This window comes from Methylobacterium sp. Leaf93, assembly GCF_001422345.1.
GTDB lineage: Bacteria > Pseudomonadota > Alphaproteobacteria > Rhizobiales > Beijerinckiaceae > Methylobacterium > Methylobacterium bullatum.
Window position 1 is genome coordinate 298,583 of the sequence record NZ_LMMS01000026.1, and the last position, 19,910, is coordinate 318,492.

Sequence of the window (19,910 nt, forward strand, 5' to 3'; positions counted from 1 at the left end):
GTCCATCACCTCGCGACCGCCACGGATTCCGATGACAGACCCCGCTCCCTCCCCCATCACCGCCGCGATCCTCGTCATCGGCGACGAGATTCTGTCTGGGCGGACCAAGGACAAGAATATCGGCACCATTGCCGATTACTGCACGGCCATCGGCATCGATTTACGGCAGGTCCGCATCGTCCCCGACGAGGCCTCAGAGATCGTCGATGCGGTGAACGCATTGCGGACCCGCTACACCTATCTCTTCACCACCGGGGGCATCGGTCCCACCCATGACGACATCACTGCCGATTGCGTGGCGGCCGCCTTCGGCGTGACCATCGATGTCGATCCACGAGCGAAGGCCATGCTGCTCGAGCGGCACAAGCCGGAAGACCTCAACGAGGCCCGGCTCCGCATGGCGCGTATTCCGGCCGGTGCCGATCTCATCGCCAACCCGATTTCCAAGGCGCCTGGCTTTCGCATCGGCAACGTCTTCGTCATGGCCGGTGTGCCGGCGATCATGCAGGCCATGCTGGATGAGATCGGCCCCACCCTCGAGACGGGAGCGCGCGTCCTGTCGGAGACGATCGAAGCCGGAAACCTGCCCGAAGGCAATTATGCATCGGGCCTGGGTGAGATCGCGAAGGCCCATCCCGGCGTCTCCATCGGCTCCTATCCTTCGATGACGCAGCAGGGTTTCGCCAATCGGATCGTTGTGCGCGGCAAGGATTCGGATGCGGTGGCCCGAGCCCGGGTCGAGATCGCCGACCTCGTGGCGCAATTGAAGGCCGCCGCCGGCAAGGCATGACCGTATCGGGGTGGGGACCGCCGGCACCGAGACCGCGCGCACGGAGATGAATACTGCCCGACCGGTCGCGTACGCTTCGGTTCAGCGGCTCGATGGCAGGATGATCCCGTGCCGCAACCCCATGACGGGAGCGGTCCTCTCTCCGGAGACGTTCCGTGCCCGTGAAACCGCTATCACTCCTCGCTAGGCTTCGTATGCCGTCGATCCTGTCCGGATTCGTGGTCCTCGGCCTCGGCAGCGTACCCGCCCTCGCCGCCGATTTCCCCGATCCTTATGGACCGCCGCGCGATTTCCCCGCCGAGCGGCGGCTCCCGCCCTCGGTCGAGGAGTTCGGCCCCGAGCGCGGGGCGGCGCGGCTCATCGAGCCGTGCCGGGTCGTGGTCCGGCGCCGGATCACGCCCGACGGGGAAGAGATCGTGAAGCGGGTGACGATCTGTGAGGAGCGTTCGGACCGCTTCCGGCACGAGCCGGATCGCGGATACGGCGAGGTGAGGCCATTGCGCCGGCCCCCGCTGCCGCCTCGCGACCTTCCTTTCGCGGATGAAACTCGCCCCGGGCGGGGAGCCGATCACGGGGAAGATCGCCTGGAAGAGCGCCCAGCGGACGGGCTCGCCGGCGACGAGCGCCTGTCCGACGAGCCGCCGTTGGAAGAGCGCGGACGCGGCCCGCGCTACTGAGGCAGTCGCATCGGGCTTTGAGGTATCAGGCCCGTACGACGGGCCGGGCCTTCACGGCTGCGGCCAGCGCCTTGAGCTGGCGGTTCAGATCCGCCAGTTCGTTGAGGGCGATGGTCCGGTGGCCGTCCTTGACCGCACGCTCGATGTCGGCGACCTGCGCTGTGGCCATGCGCTTCAGTTCGGCGGCGAGTTGGTCCCGGGTCATCGGCGCTCCTGTCACGGCTCGGGGTGGTGGGACCGTGATAGGACCCGCATGCTTAACCGACGGTGTTCATCGGGTGCGGCGCACCCAATGAACCGTGTCCGTCACGCGGTCTTACGTCCGCCAGGGATGCGCGGGCAGCGCGGTGGCGCCGACCGTGCTGGCCCCGGCGAGAGCCACGGCGTGGTCGTTCTCCACGCTGGAGCCGCTGACGCCGATGGCGCCGGACATCTCGCCGTCCTTGTCGACGATCGGGATGCCGCCGGGGAAGGTGATGAGGCCCTCGTTGGAATGCTCGATGCCGAAGAGCGGGCCGCCCGGCTGCGACAGCTGGCCGATCTGCCCCGTCATCATGCCGAAGAACACGGAGGTCTTGGCCTTCTTCTGGGCGATGTCGATGGAACCGACCCAGGCCCCGTCCATGCGGTAGAACGCTTTGAGGTTGCCGCCGGAATCGACAACGGCGATACACATCTGGGTGTCGAGCTCCACCGCCTTGGCGCGGGCGGCCTCGATGGCCTTGTGGGCGTCTTCGATGGTCACATGCATGATGGTTTCTCCCTTGTCGGTCGACGAGATCGGAGCCGTGTGGCCGTCTTCGCGTAGCGGAAGCGAGTGGCCCCGGCGCCTGTTCTCACGGCGACACACCGTGAACGATAGGACATTCTGGGCTTAAAGCGAGGACGGCCGCCCCTTTCGGAAGCGGCCGTCCTGCCAAGCGAGGTCTACGAAGCGAGCGGATCAGCTGGCAGACATCGCGTTGGCCTTCTCGATCAGCGCCTCGGCCATGCGGATCGAGGCGATGTCGATGAGGCGGCCGTCCAGCGAGACGGCGCCCTTGCCGGCCTTGGCGGCTTCTTCCATGGCTTCGAGGATGCGGCGGGCCTTGGTGACTTCGGCTTCCGAGGGGGTGAACACCTCGTTGGCGAGATCGATCTGCGAGGGGTGGATCGCCCACTTGCCCTCGAAGCCGAGAGCGGCGCAGCGGCGGGCGGCGGAGGTGTAGCCGTCCGGATCGGAGAAGTCGCCGAACGGACCGTCGATCGGACGCAGGCCGTAGGCGCGGCAGGCGATCAGCATGCGGTTCTGGGCGAACAGCCAGGGATCCTGCCAATGGGTCTCGCGCTTGCCGGCCTCGTCCTTGTCGGTGAGCACCGAGAAGTCCTTGTTCACACCGCCGATGACGGTGGAACGGGCGCGGGTCGAGGCGGCGTAGTCGGCCACACCGAAGGACATGGCTTCCAGGCGCTTCGACGAGGTGGCGATCGCCTCCACGTTGGCCATACCCAGAGCGGTCTCGATCAGCACCTCGAAGCCGATCTTCTTCTCGCGCTTCTTGGCCTGCTCGATCTGGGTCGTCAGCACGTCGATGGCGTAGACGTCGGCCGGCACGCCGACCTTGGGGATCAGGATCATGTCGAGACGCGGACAGGCTTCGACGATGTCGACCACGTCGCGGTACATGTAGTGGGTGTCGAGACCGTTGATGCGGATCATCATGGTCTTGGTGCCCCAATCCAGGTCGTTGAGCGCCTGGATGATGTTCTTGCGGGCCTGCTCCTTGTCGTCGGGAGCGACGGCATCTTCGAGGTCGAGGAAGATCACGTCGGCCTTCGAGGAGGCGGACTTCTCCATGAAGGTCGGGTTGGAGCCGGGAACGGCGAGTTCCGAGCGGTGCAGGCGCGGGGTGGCCTGCTGGATCAGGGTAAAGCTCATCGGGAAATCCTTCCTTGTTTGGTTTCGTTGTGGGTGGTGAGGCCGCAAGACGCGGTCCACCATACCGGTCGTGGGGCGCTCGCGCGCCAGCCCCAGGGCCGTTTCCGACCCTCGGTATCCTTACAAATGCCTCAGCCCGTCGCGCCGAAGCCGACGGCGATGCAGTTGATCGACAGCAGCAACGCGGATTTCACCGCCTCGCGTTTGTCCTCGTCTTCCTCGCCCCGGAAGCGGCGGAGCAGCTCCACCTGCTCGCGGCTGACCTGATTGATCGTTGGCAGCCGGCCGTTGAGGCGGTCCCGGAACTGCGGGTAGCGCTCGGCCAGTTCGCGGTCGCCGCTGACACGCAGGGCCATCTCTCGAGTCAGATCGTACTCGGCCTCGATCAGTGGGAAGATGCTGTTGCGGGCGGCCTCGTCGGGCACGAGACCGGCATAGTCCTTCGCGATAGCCAGATCGACCATCAGCAGTGTCTTCTCGACCTCGTCGAGGATGAGGCGGAACGGCTTCGATTCGGCAAAGAGCCGCTTCAGCTGCGCTTCGCCCTGCGCCCCGCGCACGTCGAGGAAACTCTTCAGGCCGGAGCCGACGCCGTACCAGCCGGTAATGACGTGACGGTTCTGCGACCAGGCGAAGACCCAGGGAATTGCGCGCAGATCCGCTAGAGAGCGGGCGCCGAAGCGCCGCGCCGGGCGCGAGCCGATGTTGAGGAGCGCGATCTCGTCGAGGGGGCTCGCGGCCTGGAAATAGGTCACGAGATCGGGGTGCTGGATCAGGTTGACGTAGGCCGCGCGCGAGGCGCCCGACAGCGCTTCCAGCGTGTCGTCGAACTCATTACGCGGGATGTTGGCCACCTCGCGCTCCGATTTCAGCGCGTGGTCGAACACCGACGAGGCCAGGAGCTCCATCTGATAAGCCGCGGTGCCGCGGTTGGCGTATTTGAAGGAGACGACTTCTCCCTGCTCGGTGGTGCGGAAGCGGCCGTTGATCGATCCTGGCGGCTGGGCGGCGATGGCCCGGGCAGTCGGCGCCCCGCCACGGCTCACCGAACCGCCGCGACCGTGGAAGAAGGCGATCGGCACGCCCGACGACTTGCCGAGCTGGGTCAGCTTGTCCTGCGCCTTGTACAATTCCCAGTTCGAGGCGACGAAGCCGCCATCCTTATTCGAATCCGAGTAGCCGATCATCACCTCCTGCATCCCGCCTTGCCAGCGAGTGGAGCGGCGCACGACGGGAATCGAGAACAGCTCCTTCATGATGGCGGGCGCGGCGCGCAGGTCGTCGATGGTCTCGAACAGGGGCACGATCGGCAGGCAGCAGATCTCGGTGCCGGCGGCATCGAGGAAGTTGCCGGCTTCCTTGGCGAGGAGATAGGCGCCGAGAATGTCGGGGACCGAACGGGTCATCGACAGGATGAACGAGCCGAAAGCCTCGCGGTCGAGCTGCTCGCGCATCTCGCCGACGAGCGCGAACGTCTCGAGCGTCTCGCGGGCATCGTCGGGCAGGTTCTCGAACGAGCGCTCCCCGTGCATCGGCTTCGCCAGTTCGGAGAGCAGCCAGTTCTTCCACTCTGGGGATTCGAGGGCGGGCGGCGTCTTGTTCTGGCCGTGGCTCTGCTGCCACAGGGCGTGGAGCGTCTTCGTGGTGCGCGTGGTGTTCTCGCGCAGGTCGAGGCGCACGGTGGAGAAGCGGAAGATCTCGACCATGCGACGCACCGGCCGGACGAGGTCGATGGCCAGCGACGGGCAATTCGCGTCGCTGAGGCCGGCTTCGAGGTGGCGCAGATCGTTGATGAGGCCGTCGGCGCTCGGATAGTCGGGGCCGCTCGTGCGCTGCCCCTTGTTGCGCGCGATGGTGGCTTCGAGCTTGCGCAGGATGCAGGTGAGGAACTGGCGATAGGCCTCGCCCGGATTGCGGCTGGCGATGGCGCGGCCGTCGCCGCTCTCCGCGAGAAGCTGCGCGAGTTCGGACTTGAACGTCGCCGGCACAGGCAGCGAGCGCTCGGTGAGGGAAAGCGTGCGGCCAAGCGCCGTGACCCCGTCGCGGTAGCGCCGCAGGGAGGCCAGCGCGTTGCGCTGGAGCGTGGCACGGGTCACCGACGAGGTGACGTAGGGATTGCCGTCCCGGTCGCCGCCGATCCAGGAGCCGAACTGGAAGAAAGCCGGCACCTCGAACTTTTCGTCCGGGTAATATTCGGCGAGCGATTCCTCGAGCGAGTAAAGCACCTCGGGGAGCATCTCGAACAAAGTCTCGTCGAAGAAGTGCAGGCCCCAGGCGACCTCGCGCTCCACGGTGGCCTTTTCCAGATGGAGTTCGCCGGTCATCCAGACGAGCTCGATCTGGTCGCGCAGCTCGTTCATCAGGCCGTTGCGCTCGCGCTCGGTCCAGCGCGGCAATTCGAGCTCGCGCAGGACGAGGTAGATGCGGCGGAACTTCTCCAACACCGTCACGCGCTTGCCCTCGGTAGGATGCGCCGTGATCGTCGGGCGGATGCGCAGATCCTTCAGCAGGGCGTGAATCTCGGGCGCTTTGATGCCGTTCTTCACCGCTTCCGCCAGGACCGCGCTGAAGCTGCCGCCGAGCTCCGCACGTCCCTTCGTGCGTTCCAGGTGCCGGCGCCGGCGCATGGCGGCGTTCTGCTCGGCGATGGAGAGCAGCTGGAACCAGATGCCCTGCACCTGGAGGGCACGGGCGAGAAGCTCGGGCGAGAATTCCGAGATGTTGGCTTGGCCCAGAAGAACGGCCTCCAGTTCCGGCTCATGCCGGCGGGCGACTTCGAGCAGGGCGTGGAACAGGATGTCGACCGCCTCCTTCGACGACGTACCGGTGATGACCGGCGGCGCGAAGGGATGGTCAAGGGTTCCGACCGGGGCGTGGAGGGTATCGGTCATCGGATGGCCACCTCGAACAGAGTTGAGCCGATGGCCGCCGGGGACGCGCGGGCAACGGTGATGAAGCGGCCGCCCCAACAGCATGGAACGCAGCGTCGGGGCGATCAAGGGGTGGTTTCTGCGGCTGGGTCCGTCGGCGGCCGGGCGGCGCTGCCCCTTTCCCTGTCGCTCCGCGACCACCCTCCCCCGCTGAGGGGGAGGGTTTGCGCGATTCAGGCAGCGAGTTTGCGCATCACCTGCTCGACCGTGGACCCGAAATCGCCGGGGCTGGGGGCCACGGTCAGGCCATAGGACCGCATGATCTCGGCCTTCTCGGCGGCACTGTCGCCGGTGGCGGAGATGATGGCGCCGGCATGGCCCATGCGGCGACCCTTCGGAGCAGTGAGACCGGCGACGAAGCCGATGACGGGCTTCGACATGTTCTCCTTGATCCAGGCGGAGGCCTCGGCCTCCTGCGGACCGCCGATCTCGCCGATCATCAGCACGGCCTTGGTGTCGGGGTCCTGCTCGAACAGAGCGAGATGGTCGAGGAAGGACGACCCGTTGATCGGGTCACCGCCGATGCCCACCGAGGTGGTGATGCCGATACCCTTCTCCTGCATCTGCGCCGCCGCCTCGTAGCCGAGGGTGCCCGAGCGCGAGATCACGCCGACATTGCCCTTGAGGTAGATGTGGCCAGGCATGATGCCGAGCATCGACTTGCCGGGCGAGATGATGCCGGCGCAGTTCGGGCCCACCACCATGGTGCGCTTGTCCTTGGGGTAGCGGCGCAGATACCGCTTCACCCGCATCATGTCCTGGGCCGGGATGCCGTCGGTGATCGAGCAGATCAGCGCGAGGCCGGCATCGGCCCCTTCCATGATCGCGTCGGCCGCGAAGGGCGGGGCGACGAAGGTGATCGAGGTGGTGGCTCCGGTGGCCTCTACGGCCTCCTTGACGGTGTTGAACACCGGCACGCCGAGATGGGTCTTGCCGCCCTTGCCCGGTGTGACGCCGCCGACGATGTTCGAGCCGTACTCGATCATCTCCTTGGCGTGGAACGTACCCTTATCGCCGGTGATGCCCTGGACGATGATCGGGGTCTTCTCGTCGATCAGAATGCTCATGACGTATCCTCCCCTCGTCTCAGTGGTTGCGCTTGGCGGCGTCGCAGGCCGCGACGGCCTTGGTGGCGGCATCCGACAGGCTGTCGGCGGTGATGAGGTCGAGGCCGCTCTCGGCCAGGATCTTCTTGCCCGCCTCGACATTCGTTCCTGCGAGCCGGACGATGAGCGGCACGTCGATCTTCACTTCCTTCGCCGCCTGAATCACGCCCTGGGCGACCCAATCGCAGCGGTTGATGCCGGCGAAGATGTTGACGAGGATCGCCTTGACGTTGCGGTCCGAGAGGACGAGCCGGAAGGCCGTCGCCACGCGGTCGGGGCTGGCGCCGCCGCCGACATCGAGGAAGTTCGCCGGCTCGCCGCCCGCATGCTTGATCATGTCCATGGTGGCCATCGCCAATCCTGCGCCGTTGACGATGCAGCCGATCTCGCCGTCGAGGCCGATATAGCTGAGATTGTGTTCGGCGGCCTGGGCCTCGCGCGGGTCGCCCTGCGAGGGATCGTGCATGTCGGCAATGTTGCGCCGGCGGAACATGGCGTTGTCGTCGAAGGACATCTTGGCGTCGAGCGCCAGGACGCGGTCGTCCTTAGTGACGACGAGAGGGTTGATTTCCAGCATGGTGCCGTCGCAATCACGGAACGCCCGGTACGCGTTCATGATCGTCTTCACGGCCGCCGAGACCTGCTTGATGTTCAGGCCGAGCTGGAACGCGATCTCGCGGGCCTGGAACTGCTGCAGTCCGACGGCCGGCTCGACCACCACCTGGATCAGGGCCTCGGGCTCGTTGGCGGCGATCTCTTCGATATCCATGCCGCCGCGCTGCGAGGCGATGACGCGGACGCGCTCGGCCTTACGGTCGAGGACGTAACCGAGATAGAGTTCGCGCTCGAATGGATCGGCGGTCTCGATGTAGACGCGCTGAACCGGCTTGCCCTCGGGGCCGGTCTGGAGGGTCACGAGGCGCTTGCCGAGGAGGTCTTTGGCCGCGTCGCGGACCTCGTTGTAGGTCCGGCACAGCTTGATGCCGCCGGCCTTGCCGCGCGCACCGGCATGGATCTGGGCTTTCACCGCCCAGAACGAGCCACCGAGCTCGGTGGCGGCATAGACCGCCTGGTCGGGGCTGAAGGCCACCGCGCCCTTGGGAACCGCGACGCCGAACCCGGCGAGCAGCTCCTTGGCTTGATACTCATGCACGTCCATGTGCGTTCTCCTCGGCGTTTTTCCCTGGGACAGACACTCTCGTAAATTTCACTTCACGGAAAGAGCTTCTGCTGTAATATTTTTTTACATTCTCTTTCACTCCGCCTTTAACAGCGGCCGGAATGTATTTTTTAGACGAAAAGGCCGGCTGAGTTGGTTCTCGCCGGCCCTTCGTTGGTCTTAGTTCACCTTGGCCTTCACGACCTCGTAGATCTTCTCGTTCAATGGTCCTGCCGGCCTGAGCAACTCTTCGAGTTGTTTCAGGCGCTCATCGGCAAATCCGCGATCGTCCAGGCCCTTGGCGTTGACATAGACGTTGAGCGCGGCGCTGCGCAGGCCGGCATGAGCGGAGAGAACCGCGACACCCGCATCGGAGATGACGTTGAGGTTGCCCTTGTCGGCCACGGCCTCGGCGAGGTCGATGACCTCGCGGCAGGCACGGCAGCAGGCGAGGGGCACGTCGGTGGCGACCTTGAGGGCCTCCTGGATCCTGGCGGCACGGGCCGCCTTCTCCTCGTCGGTAACCTTCGGCAGGCCGTAAGCTCCCATCACCGCGTCGAAAGCCTCGACATCGTCCGCGATCATGCCGGTGAGTTCGGCCCGGAGCGCTTCAGACTTGCCGAGGATCTCCTTGAGCTCGCCCTCGACCTCGACGTACTTCTTCTTTCCGATGGTGAGGTTGCACACCATGCTGAGGAGCGCGGCGCCCATGGCACCGGAGATGGCGGCGGCTCCGCCGCCTCCGGGGGTCGGTGCCGAGCTTGCGAGCCCGTCGAGGAAGCTCTGGATGGTTTCGTGGGCCGGTGACGTCTTCTCGCTCATGGGTCAGGCCATCGTCTTGGCGAGGGCATAGATCTCCTCGGCGTCGAACACCTTCTCGGCACTGTCGAAGAGCTGGCCGACGCAGGCGCGGTGCAGCTTCAGCTTCAGGCCGCCGATGCCGAGGGCGCCGAACACCTTCTTGCCGTGGCGCTCCTTGCCCTTGTCCATGGCATCGATGCCGCCGAAGCCGAGCGGCGGCTGGGCATTGTAATCGGCGATGAACTCGATGCTGGCCTCGTCCTTCCAGTCGGCTTCGGCGAGAAGCTCAAGTCCGATGGCGCCTGCCGAGAAAACGAGGTTCTGGCCCTTGACGATGGCGGCGCGCGAAGCGGCATCCGGCGTCGCGGCGGCGCTGATCTGGACGTTGAAGCGCTTGTTGATGGCATCGGCGGCGGCCTGGGCCTTGTCCAGCGAACGACCGCAGAGGACGACGGTGGCACCCTCCTGCGCGAGGAGCGCGGCCGAGCGCATACCCACCGGGCCGGTGCCGGCGAGCACGACGGCCTTCTTGCCCTGGAGCGATCCAGCGGCCTTCTGAACCAGTGCGACGCCAGCGGCGGCGGTGGTGTTCGAGCCGTTCGAATCGAGCATGATCGACACGCGGAAGGGGCCGAAGAAACGCTTCTTCACGGCCTCGAACACCGCCTCGCCGGCCGCCATGCTGCCGCCGCCGACGAAGATCGCCGTGGACTTCTTCTCGGAACCGCCGCGGGTGTAGATCGTGCCGTCCACTAGCGCACCGACATTGTCGGGCGTCACGTTGCCGTAGCCGGTGATGCGATCGGCCCCGCCGTCATAACCGACGACCACATCGAACACGCTCGGAACGGTATCGGTATCGAATTGGAACAGCAGCTTCTTCGTCATGTCGTTTCCTCTGCCCGCGTCGCTGCGCGGTTATCATATGATTGGCGAGACTGCATTGAGTCGCGCGATGGTGTGCTCCGGCAACCCGGAGTGTCGGCGAGCTCACCATCCGAACACCTCGTCGGCACAGCCTCGATCGGCGCCCGACGATTTGGATCCCGGCCTCCGCTTCATGGACCCGTAAGGACGTCGGCGTCTCTCAGCCGGTTCTTCAGGTATGAAGCCCGTGCCTCACACCACGTTCTGCGGCTTGCCCGCAACATAGGCCTCGACGTTGTCCACGAGCTGGTCGGCCAGGATCTGCATGGCTTCCTTGCTCGCCCAGGCCACATGCGGTGTGACGATGAGGTTGGGCAGGTCGAGCTCGCACAGGATGTTGCCGTTCTTGGGCGGCTCGGTCATCACCACGTCGAAGCCGGCGCCACCGATCGTGCCGGCCTTCAGCGCCTCGGCAAGGGCTTCCTCGTCGACCAGGCCGCCACGGGCGGTGTTGATGAGGATGGCGTGCTTCTTCATCTTCGCAAGCTGCTCGGCGCCGATCATGTTCCGGGTCTCCGGCGTCAGCGGCGCATGCAGGGTGATGACGTCGGATTCGGTGAGGATCGTCTCGAAATCCACGAGGCCGTCCTGCGGGAACACGTCGTAGGCGATGACCTTCATGCCGAGCGCTTCCGCCCGCTTGGCGATGGACTTGCCGAGCGCCCCGTAGCCGACGATGCCCAGCGTCGAGCCGGCGATGTCGTGGATCGGATAGTCGAAATAGCAGAACTGCGTGGATTTCGCCCAATCGCCCCGGCGCACGGAGTTCGCGTAAGGCACGATGGCGCGCCGCAGGGCGAACATCAGGCCGATCACGTGCTCGGGCACGGTGTTGAAGGCGTAGTTACGGATGTTGACGACGGTGATGCCGAGTTCCTTGGCGGCGGCCTTGTCGACGACGTCGGTGCCGGTGGCGGCCACGGCGATGAGCTTGAGGTCGGGCAATTGCTTCAACGTCTCGGCCCGCATGGGCACCTTGTTGATCAGCGCGATCTCGGCCCCCTTCAGGCGCTCGACGATCTCCTCCGGCGTCCAAGTGGATTCGTATTCGGTATATTCGTGCGGGAAATTGAACTCACGCAACTTGGCGTCGAGGGATTCACGATCGAGGAAGACGATTCTGTGCGCCATTGGAACCCTCAAGCGACGTTCCGCGCCGAGCGCGACGTTACGCGATACACGCTTCTATAGACGATGCCCCGGGGCCGGCGAGATGCCGGCCCCGGGAAACAGCTTGAATCAGGACTTCGCGAGGGGATTTTCGCGCAAGTAGCTGGAGGCCGCGGCGACGCCGGAGCCCGGCTGCACCTTCACGCCGTTGTCGAGCATGGCCATTTCCGCGCCGGCGATGGCGCCGAGAAGCGAGAGCTCGTTCAGGTCACCCACGTGGCCGATGCGGAACACCTTGCCGGCCACCTGGCTGAGACCTGCGCCGAGGGCGAGGTTGTAGCGCACGAAGGCGTGCTTGATGATCGCGGCGGCGTCGACACCCTCGGGGACGAGGATGGCGGTCACCGTGTCCGAGTTCCACTTGGCTTCCTTGGCGCAGGTCTTGAGACCCCAGGCCGCGACGGCCTGGCGGGTCGCCTCGCCGAGCACGGCATGGCGGTGGTAGACGTTCTCGAGACCTTCTTCCCGCAGGCAGGCGAGCGCCTCGCGCAGGCCGTAGAGAAGCGGCAGGGCGGGCGTGTATGGGAAGTAGCCGGCGCCGTTCTGCTTCTGGTGGTCGGCCCAGTCGAAGTAGACATGCGCGAGCCGGTCGTTCGGACCCGACGACGATTCGGCGGCCTTGAGCGCCTTCTGGCTGACGCAGATCACGCCGAGGCCAGCGGGGAGCATCAGGCCCTTCTGCGAGCCGGCGATGGCGCAATCGACCTTCCACTCGTCGGCGTAGAACGGCAGCGAGCCGATCGAGGACACGCCGTCCACGAAGAGAAGCGCCGGGTGGCCGGCCGCGTCGATCGCCTTGCGCACGGCACCGATGTCGCTGGTGACGCCGGTGGCGGTCTCGTTATGGACCGTCATGACGGCCTTGATCTCGTGGTTCGTGTCGGCGCGCAGCGCCTCCTCGATCCGCTGGGGATTCGCACCCGTGCCCCACTCTTCTTCCTGAACGATCACGTTCAGGCCGAGGCGCTGGGCCATGTCGATCCAGAGGTGGCTGAACTGGCCGAAGCGCGAGGTCAGAACCGTGTCGCCGCGATGCAGGGTGTTGGTCAGTGCCGATTCCCAGATGCCGGTACCCGAGGCCGGGAACAGGAAGATCGTGCCCTCGGTCGAGCCGAACACGGCCTTGGTCTCTTCGAACAGGGGCTTGGTCAGCGTCGGGAAATCCACCGAACGGTGATCCTCGGAGGGAACGATCATCGCCCGCTGGACGCGGTCGGGGATGTTCGTCGGGCCCGGAACGAACAGATGGTTCCGACCCGGCCGTCTCGTTGCCGCCATGTTGTGTCTCCGGTTCTTCTTCGGTTCGCGCGCACGCATCGTGCGACGCTGGGATCGAATACGGTGGTCCGAGGTCGCGATCCGGCCTGATGGGCAGCCGGGACGGTTCCTAAGCTTTGGGAAAGAAACGGCGGCGCTGCCGGTAGGCCCGGCTGCCGCGCGTCCGTCTGGAGACGAAGGCACAGTCCACGATCGTCGGCAGAAGGCGCGAGGCCTGCCTCGTGCCATCACCGATGACTGCGAGTTCCGTAGCGCTCGATGTGACTGCCTTCGACTGGATCAAGCCTCTCTCCGTTGGCCGGGGCGCGCGAATACCGCACACTCCCAGGGCCTTCGACGTCGTTTCTCACCTCGTCGGCAACCTTGATTTGGCCTCGCATGGGCTCCGGACACGCGCTTTCCAGTGCGATCCGGTGGGTCACCTTGATCGGGACTATGCCGGGGTTCGCCACCGAAGGAAAACGCAAAAAACTTCCCGGCCACTCAAAAAATTTGTCGCGCAGCGCAACATCCGCGCGATGCGGTTGAAGTAGTCGCGGCAGAAGGCGAGCCTTAAGGCGAGACGGCGCACGTCATCAAACTGATACGGGAATCCGGTTTGGCTCAACGCACCGAAGCCGTTCGGAGTGGGTCGTGGGCGAAGATACAGAGAAGACGATCCGCGTGAGGACGCTCTTCCTGTCCGATATGCATCTGGGCACGAAGGGCTGTCAGGCGGGGTTGCTGCTGGAATTCCTGCGGGATTACGACGCCGACGAGATCTACCTCGTCGGCGACATCGTGGACGGCTGGCAGCTCAAATCGGGCTGGTTCTGGCCGCAGAGCCACAACGACGTGGTGCAGAAACTGCTGCGCAAAGTGCGCAAGGGCTCGACGCTGATCTACATCCCCGGCAACCACGACGAGTTCCTGCGCGATTATCTCGGCATGACCTTCGGTGGGATCGAGGTGGTGGACGATCGGATCCACATCGCCGCGGACGGCAAGCGTTACCTCGTCATCCACGGCGATCAGTTCGACATGGTCGTGCGGCATGCCAAATGGATCGCCTTCCTGGGTGACGGGGCCTACACGTTCGCGCTTTTTATCAACACGCATCTGAACACGATCCGGCGTCGCCTCGGCCTCGCCTACTGGTCGCTCTCGGCCTGGGCGAAGCTGAAGGTGAAGAACGCCGTCAACTTCATCGGAAAGTTCGAGGAGCTGCTCAGCGCGGAGGCCAAGCGCGTGGGCGCAGACGGCGTCATCTGCGGACACATCCACCATGCCGCGCACCGGCAGATCGCCGGGCTGACCTATCTGAATACCGGGGATTGGGTGGAATCCTGCACCGCCATCGTCGAGCATTACGACGGCACCATGGAGGTTCTGCATTACCCGAGCGTGTTGCGGGCGCGGGCCGCCGCGGAAGACGCGGAGCGCAGCGCGGTCACCGTCGGTCCGGCGCGGGCTGTCGCGTGAGGCTGCTGATCGCCACCGATGCGTGGCACCCGCAGGTCAACGGGGTCGTCCGCTCTCTCGAGAACATGGCGGCGGCGGGCCAGGAGCTCGGCTTCGAGACCGTGTTCCTGACACATCAGGACTTCGCCTCGGTGCCGCTGCCGGGATACCCGGAGATTCGGCTGTCCTATGCCACCAAGGGCAAGGTCGCGCGCCTATGGTCGGATCTCGCCCCGACCCATGTCCATGTGGCCACCGAGGGGACCGTCGGCTACGCGACCCGGCGCTATTGTCTCGCCCATGGCCGCCCGTTCACCACGAGCTATCACACGCGCTTTCCCGAGTACCTCGCCGCCCGCGCCCCCGTCCCCGAAAGCTGGAGCTACGCCTGGCTGCGGCGCTTCCATGGCGCCGCGAGCGGGACGATGGTCTCGACCCCTTCCCTGGAGCGTGACCTCGCCTCTCGCGGCTTCGGCAACCTGATGCGCTGGACGCGGGGGGTCGATACGGACGTCTTTCGCCCCGCCGGGCCGGATGACGTCCCGCCCGATGCCCTGGTCGGATTGTCCGGACCCTTCTTTCTCTTCGTCGGCCGGCTGGCGGTGGAGAAGAACGTCTCGGCCTTCCTCGATCTGGACTTGCCGGGCACCAAAATCGTGGTCGGAGACGGCCCTGACCGGGCACGCCTCGCCGGCCTGTATCCGAAGGCCCGCTTCCTCGGCACCCTGACCGGCGCGGCGCTCGCCCGCATCTACGCGGCGGCGGACGTCTTCGTGTTCCCTAGCCTCACCGACACGTTCGGCATCGTCCTGCTCGAAGCCCTCGCCTGCGGCGTTCCGGTGGCGGCCTATCCGGTGACCGGCCCCCTCGACGTCATCGGCGGGACCGGCGCCGGAATCCTCGGACCCGACCTGCGCGAGGCGGCGCTCGCCGCCCTGTCGATCCCCCGCGAGCGCTGCCGCTCAGAGGCCCTGCGCTACACCTGGGGCGAGAGCGCGCGCCAGTTCTTCACCAACATTTCGCTGGCTCACGGCACAGGTCTTCCCACGCCGAAGCGCCGGGCATTCAGGACAGCACCGGCAGTGTAGCGTGGGACAGTGGGGATGACCTTCCGGCCTCTTCGCTTGGGGGTACACGCCCACACATTTCTGGCGCCAAGCCCGGTGACCCGTCTTTGGCCGAAGTGTAATCCATCGGGCCGATGACCAGACCGTTCGCCGACCCCGTCGCCAGCACCCTCCCCGCTCTCATCGGCTGCGACGAGGTCGGTCGCGGTGCGCTGTGCGGCCCCGTGGTCGTGGCGGCGGTCTGGTTCGATCCAGCCGTGTTCCCGGCCTCCGTGCTGGCCCGCCTCGACGACAGCAAGAAGCTCGACCGGGCGACGCGCGAGCGCCTGACGCCACTCATTCGCGAACATGCCGAGGTGGCGGTGGCGGCCGGGTCACGGCAGCTCGTGGACCGGATCAACGTCCGCGCGGCGACCCTCGACGCGATGCGGCGAGCGGTGGAGAAGCTCGGTCTCGAAGCGCCGGTGGCCGTGGATGGGCGCGATGCCATCCCCGGCCTGTCCCTGCCGTGCCGGGCGGTGATCGGCGGCGATCGGCTGGTACCCCAGATCGCGGCGGCCTCCATCGTCGCCAAGACCTTGCGGGACGATCTCATGCGGGTTCTGGCCGGCCGTCATCCGGCCTATGCCTGGGATCGCAATGTCGGCTATGGCACCGCGGCTCATCTCGCCGGTTTGGCGAGCCTCGGCCGCTCCGCGCATCACCGGGTGAGCTTCACCAAGCGTTTCGCGTCCTCGCCCTCTGTTGTCACAACAGGCGCAGCTGTGCCCCGGACGCCGCTGTAGGATCGAAGAGATCCGTGCGCAGGGAGATGCGCTCATCGGCGTAGCCGAGGCGTTGCTTTGCCAGCCGCATGCGTTGGCCGATGAGATCGGCATAGGCCCCGCTGCCGGTCATCCGCCGGCCGAAAGTCGCATCGTAGGCCTTGCCGCCACGGGCCTCGCGCACGAGCGACATGACGTGCCGCCGGCGCCCCGGATAATGCTCGGCGAACCAGTCGTTCACGAGGTCGTCGAGTTCGAGCGGCAGCCGCAGCAGGACATGGCGCGCTTCGACGGCACCGCATTCCCGCGCTCGCTCCAGTACCGCTTCGATCTCGTGGTCGTTCAGCGATGGAATGACCGGAGCCATCATCACCATGACCGGGATGCCCGCGCGGCTGAGCTGACGGATCGCTTCGAGGCGCCGGTCGGGATGGGGAGCGCGCGGCTCCATCCGGCGGGCCAGGACAGGGTCGAGGGTCGTCACCGACATCGCCACCTTGACGAGGCCTAGCTCCGCCATTGGCGCCAGGATGTCGATGTCCCGGGCGACGAGGTTCGATTTCGTGACGATCCCCACGGGATGGCGGAAGCGCGCCAAGACGCCGAGCACGGCGCGGGTGATACCATGGTCTCGCTCGATCGGCTGATACGGGTCCGTGGCCGTCCCGAGGGCGATCGTCCGCGGCAGGTAGCCCTTCGCGGAAAGCTCACGCTCCAGCAACCCGGCCGCATTGGCTTTGTGGAACAGCTTCGTTTCGAAATCGAGGCCGGGGGACAAGCCGACATAGGCGTGGTTGGGCCGGGCGAAACAGTAGACGCAACCGTGCTCGCAGCCGCGATAGGGATTGATCGAGCGATCGAACGGAAGGTCCGGTGACGTATTCCGCGTCAGGATGGTGCGTGCGTGCTCGGGCCGGTCTTCGGTACGCAGGCGCTGGGCGGCATCATCCGAAACCCAACCGTCGTCGAAGGCCTCCCGCCGTGCCGGTTCATAGCGACCGCAGGGATTGGCCGTGGCCCCACGCCCCTTTCTCGCATCCGCCGACAGGGTGCTCCCCCCAAGCCGCCGGTCGGGCGCGCCGAACGCCTCGTCACCCTCGTCCCCGGCGGCCTTCACCGCTCGGACCACACAGCCAGTTCCGTTCCCGCCGGGTCCTTGAAATGGAAGCGGCGACCGCCGGGAAAAGCGAAGATCGTCGCCACGATCGTGCCCCCCGCCGCCTCGACCCGTGCCTGCATCGCTTCGAGATCTTGCGCATAGAGTACGGGCAAGGGCACCGCCTTCGCCGCGTCGGCATCGAACCCGCCATCGAGTCCCTCATCGAAGGCGGCATAGCGCGGGCCGTAATCGACGAAGCTCCAGCCGAAAGCGTTCCCGTAGAAGGCTTTCACCCGGTCGATGTCGCCGCCCGGCAACTCGAGGTAATCGATCTTGCCATCCTGCCGCATGCCTTGCTCCCCATTCGTTTCGACGACGTGACGCAGGGACGCCCGGCGCGTCGCGCGATGCCCCTCCGTTCGGGTCGCGAACATATCAGGAACACGAACGGCATCCCTGCCCTTTTTTAGAGCAATCGACGGGTTATGCCTGCGAGGCGCGGGTTCTCGTCGTTGTTTCGGCGCCATCCGGCTTTCTCCGGGCCGAAAATACGGTATGCGCGCGCATGATTTCGGCTCTGATCCATGTAGCGATGCCGGTCGGCCCCGATGCGGTCGACCAGCTCGCCGATACTCTGGGGGCTCTCGTCGAGGGCGTCGCCGCCGGGCTCGTCGGCGACGCGGTCATCATCGCCCCCGCCCATGATGCTGCGATCGATGCCGTGGCCGAGGCCACCGGCGCGACCTTCGTCGTCCGTTCGGGCGGTACGCCGCCCTGGTCGGAGGGGGCGAGGGCCGCGCGGCGGGAATGGGTCCTGTGCCTCGAGGCCGGTGACGTGCCGGCCGAGGGCTGGATCCGCACCATCGATCGGTTCATCGGGACGGCCCGGCCGGAGATGGTCCTCGGGCGCCTGCGCCGACCCCATGCGGGATTGCCGTCGCGCCTTGCGGCACAGGGCGAGTCCGTCATCGGCGTGCGCACGCCGCGCGCCGGAGACCTTGTACGCCGGGACCGCCTCATCGCGAGCGCCGTCTTCTCGACCCGCCTGCATCCCCGGCGGGTGAACGTGCGGCTGAACCGAGGGTAATCAGACCGGGATCGAGGCGCCCCGCCGCAGGTGTTCGTCCAGGCGCGGCATGATCTCTACGAAGTTGCAGGGCCGGTGCCGATAGTCGAGTTGCGCGGCGAGGATGCCGTCCCACGCATCGCGGCACGCGCCCGGTGAACCGGGCAGGACGAACACGAAGGTGGCGTTCGCGAGCCCCGCCGTGGCTCGTGACTGCAGGGTGGACGTCCCGATCTTGTCGTAGGAGATGCGGTGGAAGACCGCCGAGAATCCGTCCATCCGCTTCTCGAAGAGCGGCTCGATCGCTTCGGGTGTCACATCGCGTCCGGTGAAGCCCGTGCCGCCCGTGGTGATCACCACGTCGACAGCCGGGTCCCGCGTCCAGGATTCCACCTGTGCGCGGATCGCGACGACCTCGTCTGGGACGATGGTGCGGCCGGCGAGGCTATGCCCGGCCGCGACGAGCCGTTCGCACAGCGTGTCGCCGGAGCGATCGTCCTCGGCGACACGGGTGTCGGAGACGGTCAGCACCGCGATGGAGAGCGGGATGAAGCTACGGGTCTTGTCTGCGGCGACCATGGCTTACGGCTCTCGGCTCGGCGGTACCGACCGGTTCTAGCCGCGAATGGGGCGGCAGGTCGATCCCGCCACCCCTTGGGTGCTCCACCGTTCCGGCTGACGCGCGATGGCCTTCGTCCGAAGTCGGTCGGGAGGGACGCGATGCCGCGTCTGGTTGCTTTACCGGCGCTGGGTCAGTTCCGGGCCGCCCTGAAAGTGTCGCAGGACTTGGTCTGGCCGCTCTTGTAACCTGTCATGAACCACCGCATCCGCTGGTCGGACGAACCGTGCGTGAAGGAATCCGGCACGGCGTAGCCCTGGGACTGCTTCTGAAGTTTGTCGTCGCCGATGGCGCTGGCCGCCTGCATGGCTTCCTCGATGTCGCCCGGCTCCAGGGAGTTGTACTTGTCGTTGGAGTTCTTGGCCCAGACACCAGCGAGGCAATCGGCCATCAGCTCGACGCGAACGGAGAGCTGGTTCGACTCGACCTTGCTGGATGCGGCCTGTTGACGACCCTGAACCTTGCCCAGGATGCCAAGTTCGTCCTGCACGTGGTGGCCGACCTCATGGGCGATGACGTAGGCATAGGCGAAATCGCCCTTCACCCCGAACTTCTGCTCCATCTCCTTGAAGAACGACGTGTCGAGGTAAATCTTTTTGTCGAGCGGGCAATAGAACGGCCCCATGGCCGCCTGCGCCGAGCCGCAGCCGCTGCGCGTACCGCCCTTGTAGAGCACCATGCCGGTGGGGCGGTACTGCTTGCCGGTCTGGTTGGGCAGAATCTCCTTCCACACATCCTCGGTGTTGCCGAGGATCGCGGCCGCGAAGCGTCCGCTTTCGTCCGTAGGTTTGGTGTTGCGCTGCGCCTGTGTCTGCGGGTCGACTCGCTCCTGGCGCGGCTGTCCGCCGCCGCTCATCTGCTCGGCGCCGCCGATCAGGATGGCGGGGTTGATGCCGGTGACCCAGCCGATGATGCAGAGGATGACGATCGTGCCGATGCCGAGCCCACCGGCACCGCCGCCGGGAAAGCCGCTGCCGCCTCCGCCACCCTCGCCCCGGCGGTCCTCGACATTGTCCGAAGAGCGGAAATCTTCCCAGCGCATGATCTCGTCACCCTTCGTGGCGTGGACTCAACCCGAACCCGGCCGCCCAACGCATCT

20 protein-coding genes are annotated in these 19,910 nt (G+C 66.2%); 6 read left to right on the top strand and 14 right to left on the bottom strand.

The window, feature by feature from the left end:
- Window positions 1-31: 31 nt before the first annotated feature.
- Window positions 32-790 (top strand): molybdopterin-binding protein, encoded by a 759-nt coding sequence (locus ASF26_RS15145; protein ID WP_056255535.1) that lies wholly within the window; start codon window positions 32-34, stop codon window positions 788-790.
- A gap of 161 nt (window positions 791-951) precedes the next feature.
- A complete protein-coding gene (locus tag ASF26_RS15150; protein ID WP_162240227.1) occupies window positions 952-1,467 on the top strand; it encodes a hypothetical protein in 516 nt (171 codons plus the stop codon).
- Between the two features lie 25 nt (window positions 1,468-1,492).
- On the opposite strand, the gene ASF26_RS15155 is transcribed toward ASF26_RS15150, so the two are convergent.
- The 10 genes from ASF26_RS15155 to ASF26_RS15200 all read right to left on the bottom strand — a co-directional run bounded on the left by ASF26_RS15155 (window position 1,493) and on the right by ASF26_RS15200 (window position 12,756).
- On the bottom strand, window positions 1,493-1,672 hold the full coding sequence (locus ASF26_RS15155) for a hypothetical protein (RefSeq protein ID WP_018042405.1): 180 nt from the start codon (window positions 1,670-1,672) through the stop codon (window positions 1,493-1,495).
- A 111-nt stretch (window positions 1,673-1,783) separates the two neighbouring features.
- Complete coding sequence (locus ASF26_RS15160) at window positions 1,784-2,218, bottom strand: heme-binding protein (protein WP_056255538.1); 435 nt, start codon at window positions 2,216-2,218, stop codon at window positions 1,784-1,786.
- A 192-nt stretch (window positions 2,219-2,410) separates the two neighbouring features.
- On the bottom strand, window positions 2,411-3,385 hold the full coding sequence (locus ASF26_RS15165; protein WP_056255539.1) for a CoA ester lyase: 975 nt from the start codon (window positions 3,383-3,385) through the stop codon (window positions 2,411-2,413).
- A 131-nt stretch (window positions 3,386-3,516) separates the two neighbouring features.
- The gene (locus tag ASF26_RS15170; RefSeq protein WP_056255540.1) at window positions 3,517-6,276 is read right to left on the bottom strand and encodes a phosphoenolpyruvate carboxylase; all 2,760 of its coding nucleotides are present in this window, start codon (window positions 6,274-6,276) and stop codon (window positions 3,517-3,519) included.
- Between the two features lie 212 nt (window positions 6,277-6,488).
- Window positions 6,489-7,382: a succinate--CoA ligase subunit alpha gene (sucD, locus tag ASF26_RS15175; RefSeq protein ID WP_056255543.1), complete on the bottom strand. Its 894-nt coding sequence runs from the start codon at window positions 7,380-7,382 to the stop codon at window positions 6,489-6,491.
- A gap of 19 nt (window positions 7,383-7,401) precedes the next feature.
- A complete protein-coding gene (locus tag ASF26_RS15180) occupies window positions 7,402-8,580 on the bottom strand; it encodes a malate--CoA ligase subunit beta (protein WP_018042399.1) in 1,179 nt (392 codons plus the stop codon).
- 180 nt (window positions 8,581-8,760) lie between these two features.
- Window positions 8,761-9,402, bottom strand: coding sequence for a methenyltetrahydrofolate cyclohydrolase (fchA, locus tag ASF26_RS15185; RefSeq protein WP_056255546.1), 642 nt, complete (start codon window positions 9,400-9,402; stop codon window positions 8,761-8,763).
- Between the two features lie 3 nt (window positions 9,403-9,405).
- Complete coding sequence (locus ASF26_RS15190; protein ID WP_056255548.1) at window positions 9,406-10,269, bottom strand: NADP-dependent methylenetetrahydromethanopterin/methylenetetrahydrofolate dehydrogenase; 864 nt, start codon at window positions 10,267-10,269, stop codon at window positions 9,406-9,408.
- A gap of 231 nt (window positions 10,270-10,500) precedes the next feature.
- Window positions 10,501-11,439 carry a D-2-hydroxyacid dehydrogenase gene (locus ASF26_RS15195; protein ID WP_056255550.1) on the bottom strand — a complete coding sequence of 313 codons (939 nt, stop codon included), beginning with the start codon at window positions 11,437-11,439 and terminating at the stop codon, window positions 10,501-10,503.
- Between the two features lie 108 nt (window positions 11,440-11,547).
- The gene (locus ASF26_RS15200) at window positions 11,548-12,756 is read right to left on the bottom strand and encodes an aminotransferase class V-fold PLP-dependent enzyme (protein ID WP_027172630.1); all 1,209 of its coding nucleotides are present in this window, start codon (window positions 12,754-12,756) and stop codon (window positions 11,548-11,550) included.
- Between the two features lie 633 nt (window positions 12,757-13,389).
- Between ASF26_RS15200 and ASF26_RS15205 the strand changes: the two genes are divergently transcribed.
- The 3 genes from ASF26_RS15205 (at window position 13,390) to ASF26_RS15215 (ending at window position 16,048) form a co-directional block, all read left to right on the top strand.
- Window positions 13,390-14,217, top strand: a complete 828-nt coding sequence (locus ASF26_RS15205; RefSeq protein ID WP_056255552.1) for a UDP-2,3-diacylglucosamine diphosphatase — start codon at window positions 13,390-13,392, stop codon at window positions 14,215-14,217.
- Complete coding sequence (locus ASF26_RS15210; RefSeq protein ID WP_056255555.1) at window positions 14,214-15,284, top strand: glycosyltransferase family 1 protein; 1,071 nt, start codon at window positions 14,214-14,216, stop codon at window positions 15,282-15,284. Before ASF26_RS15205 ends, ASF26_RS15210 begins: the two co-directional genes overlap by 4 nt.
- A 113-nt stretch (window positions 15,285-15,397) precedes the next feature.
- Window positions 15,398-16,048: a ribonuclease HII gene (locus ASF26_RS15215; protein WP_056255557.1), complete on the top strand. Its 651-nt coding sequence runs from the start codon at window positions 15,398-15,400 to the stop codon at window positions 16,046-16,048.
- Here ASF26_RS15215 and ASF26_RS15220 read toward each other — a convergent pair.
- Both ASF26_RS15220 and ASF26_RS15225 read right to left on the bottom strand, forming a co-directional pair.
- Window positions 16,011-17,144, bottom strand: coding sequence for a PA0069 family radical SAM protein (locus tag ASF26_RS15220; protein WP_056255829.1), 1,134 nt, complete (start codon window positions 17,142-17,144; stop codon window positions 16,011-16,013). The genes ASF26_RS15215 and ASF26_RS15220 overlap by 38 nt on opposite strands.
- The gene (locus tag ASF26_RS15225; RefSeq protein WP_056255560.1) at window positions 17,141-17,476 is read right to left on the bottom strand and encodes a VOC family protein; all 336 of its coding nucleotides are present in this window, start codon (window positions 17,474-17,476) and stop codon (window positions 17,141-17,143) included. Before ASF26_RS15225 ends, ASF26_RS15220 begins: the two co-directional genes overlap by 4 nt.
- Before the next feature lie 215 nt (window positions 17,477-17,691).
- Here ASF26_RS15225 and ASF26_RS15230 point away from each other — a divergent pair, with 215 nt between their 5' ends.
- On the top strand, window positions 17,692-18,213 hold the full coding sequence (locus ASF26_RS15230) for a hypothetical protein (RefSeq protein WP_018042389.1): 522 nt from the start codon (window positions 17,692-17,694) through the stop codon (window positions 18,211-18,213).
- On the opposite strand, the gene moaB is transcribed toward ASF26_RS15230, so the two are convergent.
- Window positions 18,214-18,771, bottom strand: a complete 558-nt coding sequence (gene moaB, locus ASF26_RS15235) for a molybdenum cofactor biosynthesis protein B (protein ID WP_056255562.1) — start codon at window positions 18,769-18,771, stop codon at window positions 18,214-18,216.
- 173 nt (window positions 18,772-18,944) lie between these two features.
- Window positions 18,945-19,853 carry a neutral zinc metallopeptidase gene (locus tag ASF26_RS15240; RefSeq protein WP_056255564.1) on the bottom strand — a complete coding sequence of 303 codons (909 nt, stop codon included), beginning with the start codon at window positions 19,851-19,853 and terminating at the stop codon, window positions 18,945-18,947.
- Between the last annotated feature and the right edge of the window lie 57 nt (window positions 19,854-19,910).

What these genes read in the sequence shown, in the direction of transcription:
- ASF26_RS15145 (WP_056255535.1), top strand. Translation starts at nt 32, where the DNA reads ATGACAGACCCCGCTCCCTCCCCCATCACCGCCGCGATCCTCGTCATC.
- ASF26_RS15155 (WP_018042405.1), bottom strand. Translation starts at nt 1,672, where the DNA reads ATGACCCGGGACCAACTCGCCGCCGAACTGAAGCGCATGGCCACAGCG.
- ASF26_RS15160 (WP_056255538.1), bottom strand. Translation starts at nt 2,218, where the DNA reads ATGCATGTGACCATCGAAGACGCCCACAAGGCCATCGAGGCCGCCCGC.
- ASF26_RS15165 (WP_056255539.1), bottom strand. Translation starts at nt 3,385, where the DNA reads ATGAGCTTTACCCTGATCCAGCAGGCCACCCCGCGCCTGCACCGCTCG.
- ASF26_RS15170 (WP_056255540.1), bottom strand. Translation starts at nt 6,276, where the DNA reads ATGACCGATACCCTCCACGCCCCGGTCGGAACCCTTGACCATCCCTTC.
- sucD (WP_056255543.1), bottom strand. Translation starts at nt 7,382, where the DNA reads ATGAGCATTCTGATCGACGAGAAGACCCCGATCATCGTCCAGGGCATC.
- ASF26_RS15180 (WP_018042399.1), bottom strand. Translation starts at nt 8,580, where the DNA reads ATGGACGTGCATGAGTATCAAGCCAAGGAGCTGCTCGCCGGGTTCGGC.
- fchA (WP_056255546.1), bottom strand. Translation starts at nt 9,402, where the DNA reads ATGAGCGAGAAGACGTCACCGGCCCACGAAACCATCCAGAGCTTCCTC.
- ASF26_RS15190 (WP_056255548.1), bottom strand. Translation starts at nt 10,269, where the DNA reads ATGACGAAGAAGCTGCTGTTCCAATTCGATACCGATACCGTTCCGAGC.
- ASF26_RS15195 (WP_056255550.1), bottom strand. Translation starts at nt 11,439, where the DNA reads ATGGCGCACAGAATCGTCTTCCTCGATCGTGAATCCCTCGACGCCAAG.
- ASF26_RS15200 (WP_027172630.1), bottom strand. Translation starts at nt 12,756, where the DNA reads ATGGCGGCAACGAGACGGCCGGGTCGGAACCATCTGTTCGTTCCGGGC.
- ASF26_RS15215 (WP_056255557.1), top strand. Translation starts at nt 15,398, where the DNA reads ATGACCAGACCGTTCGCCGACCCCGTCGCCAGCACCCTCCCCGCTCTC.
- ASF26_RS15225 (WP_056255560.1), bottom strand. Translation starts at nt 17,476, where the DNA reads ATGCGGCAGGATGGCAAGATCGATTACCTCGAGTTGCCGGGCGGCGAC.
- ASF26_RS15230 (WP_018042389.1), top strand. Translation starts at nt 17,692, where the DNA reads ATGATTTCGGCTCTGATCCATGTAGCGATGCCGGTCGGCCCCGATGCG.
- moaB (WP_056255562.1), bottom strand. Translation starts at nt 18,771, where the DNA reads ATGGTCGCCGCAGACAAGACCCGTAGCTTCATCCCGCTCTCCATCGCG.
- ASF26_RS15240 (WP_056255564.1), bottom strand. Translation starts at nt 19,853, where the DNA reads ATGCGCTGGGAAGATTTCCGCTCTTCGGACAATGTCGAGGACCGCCGG.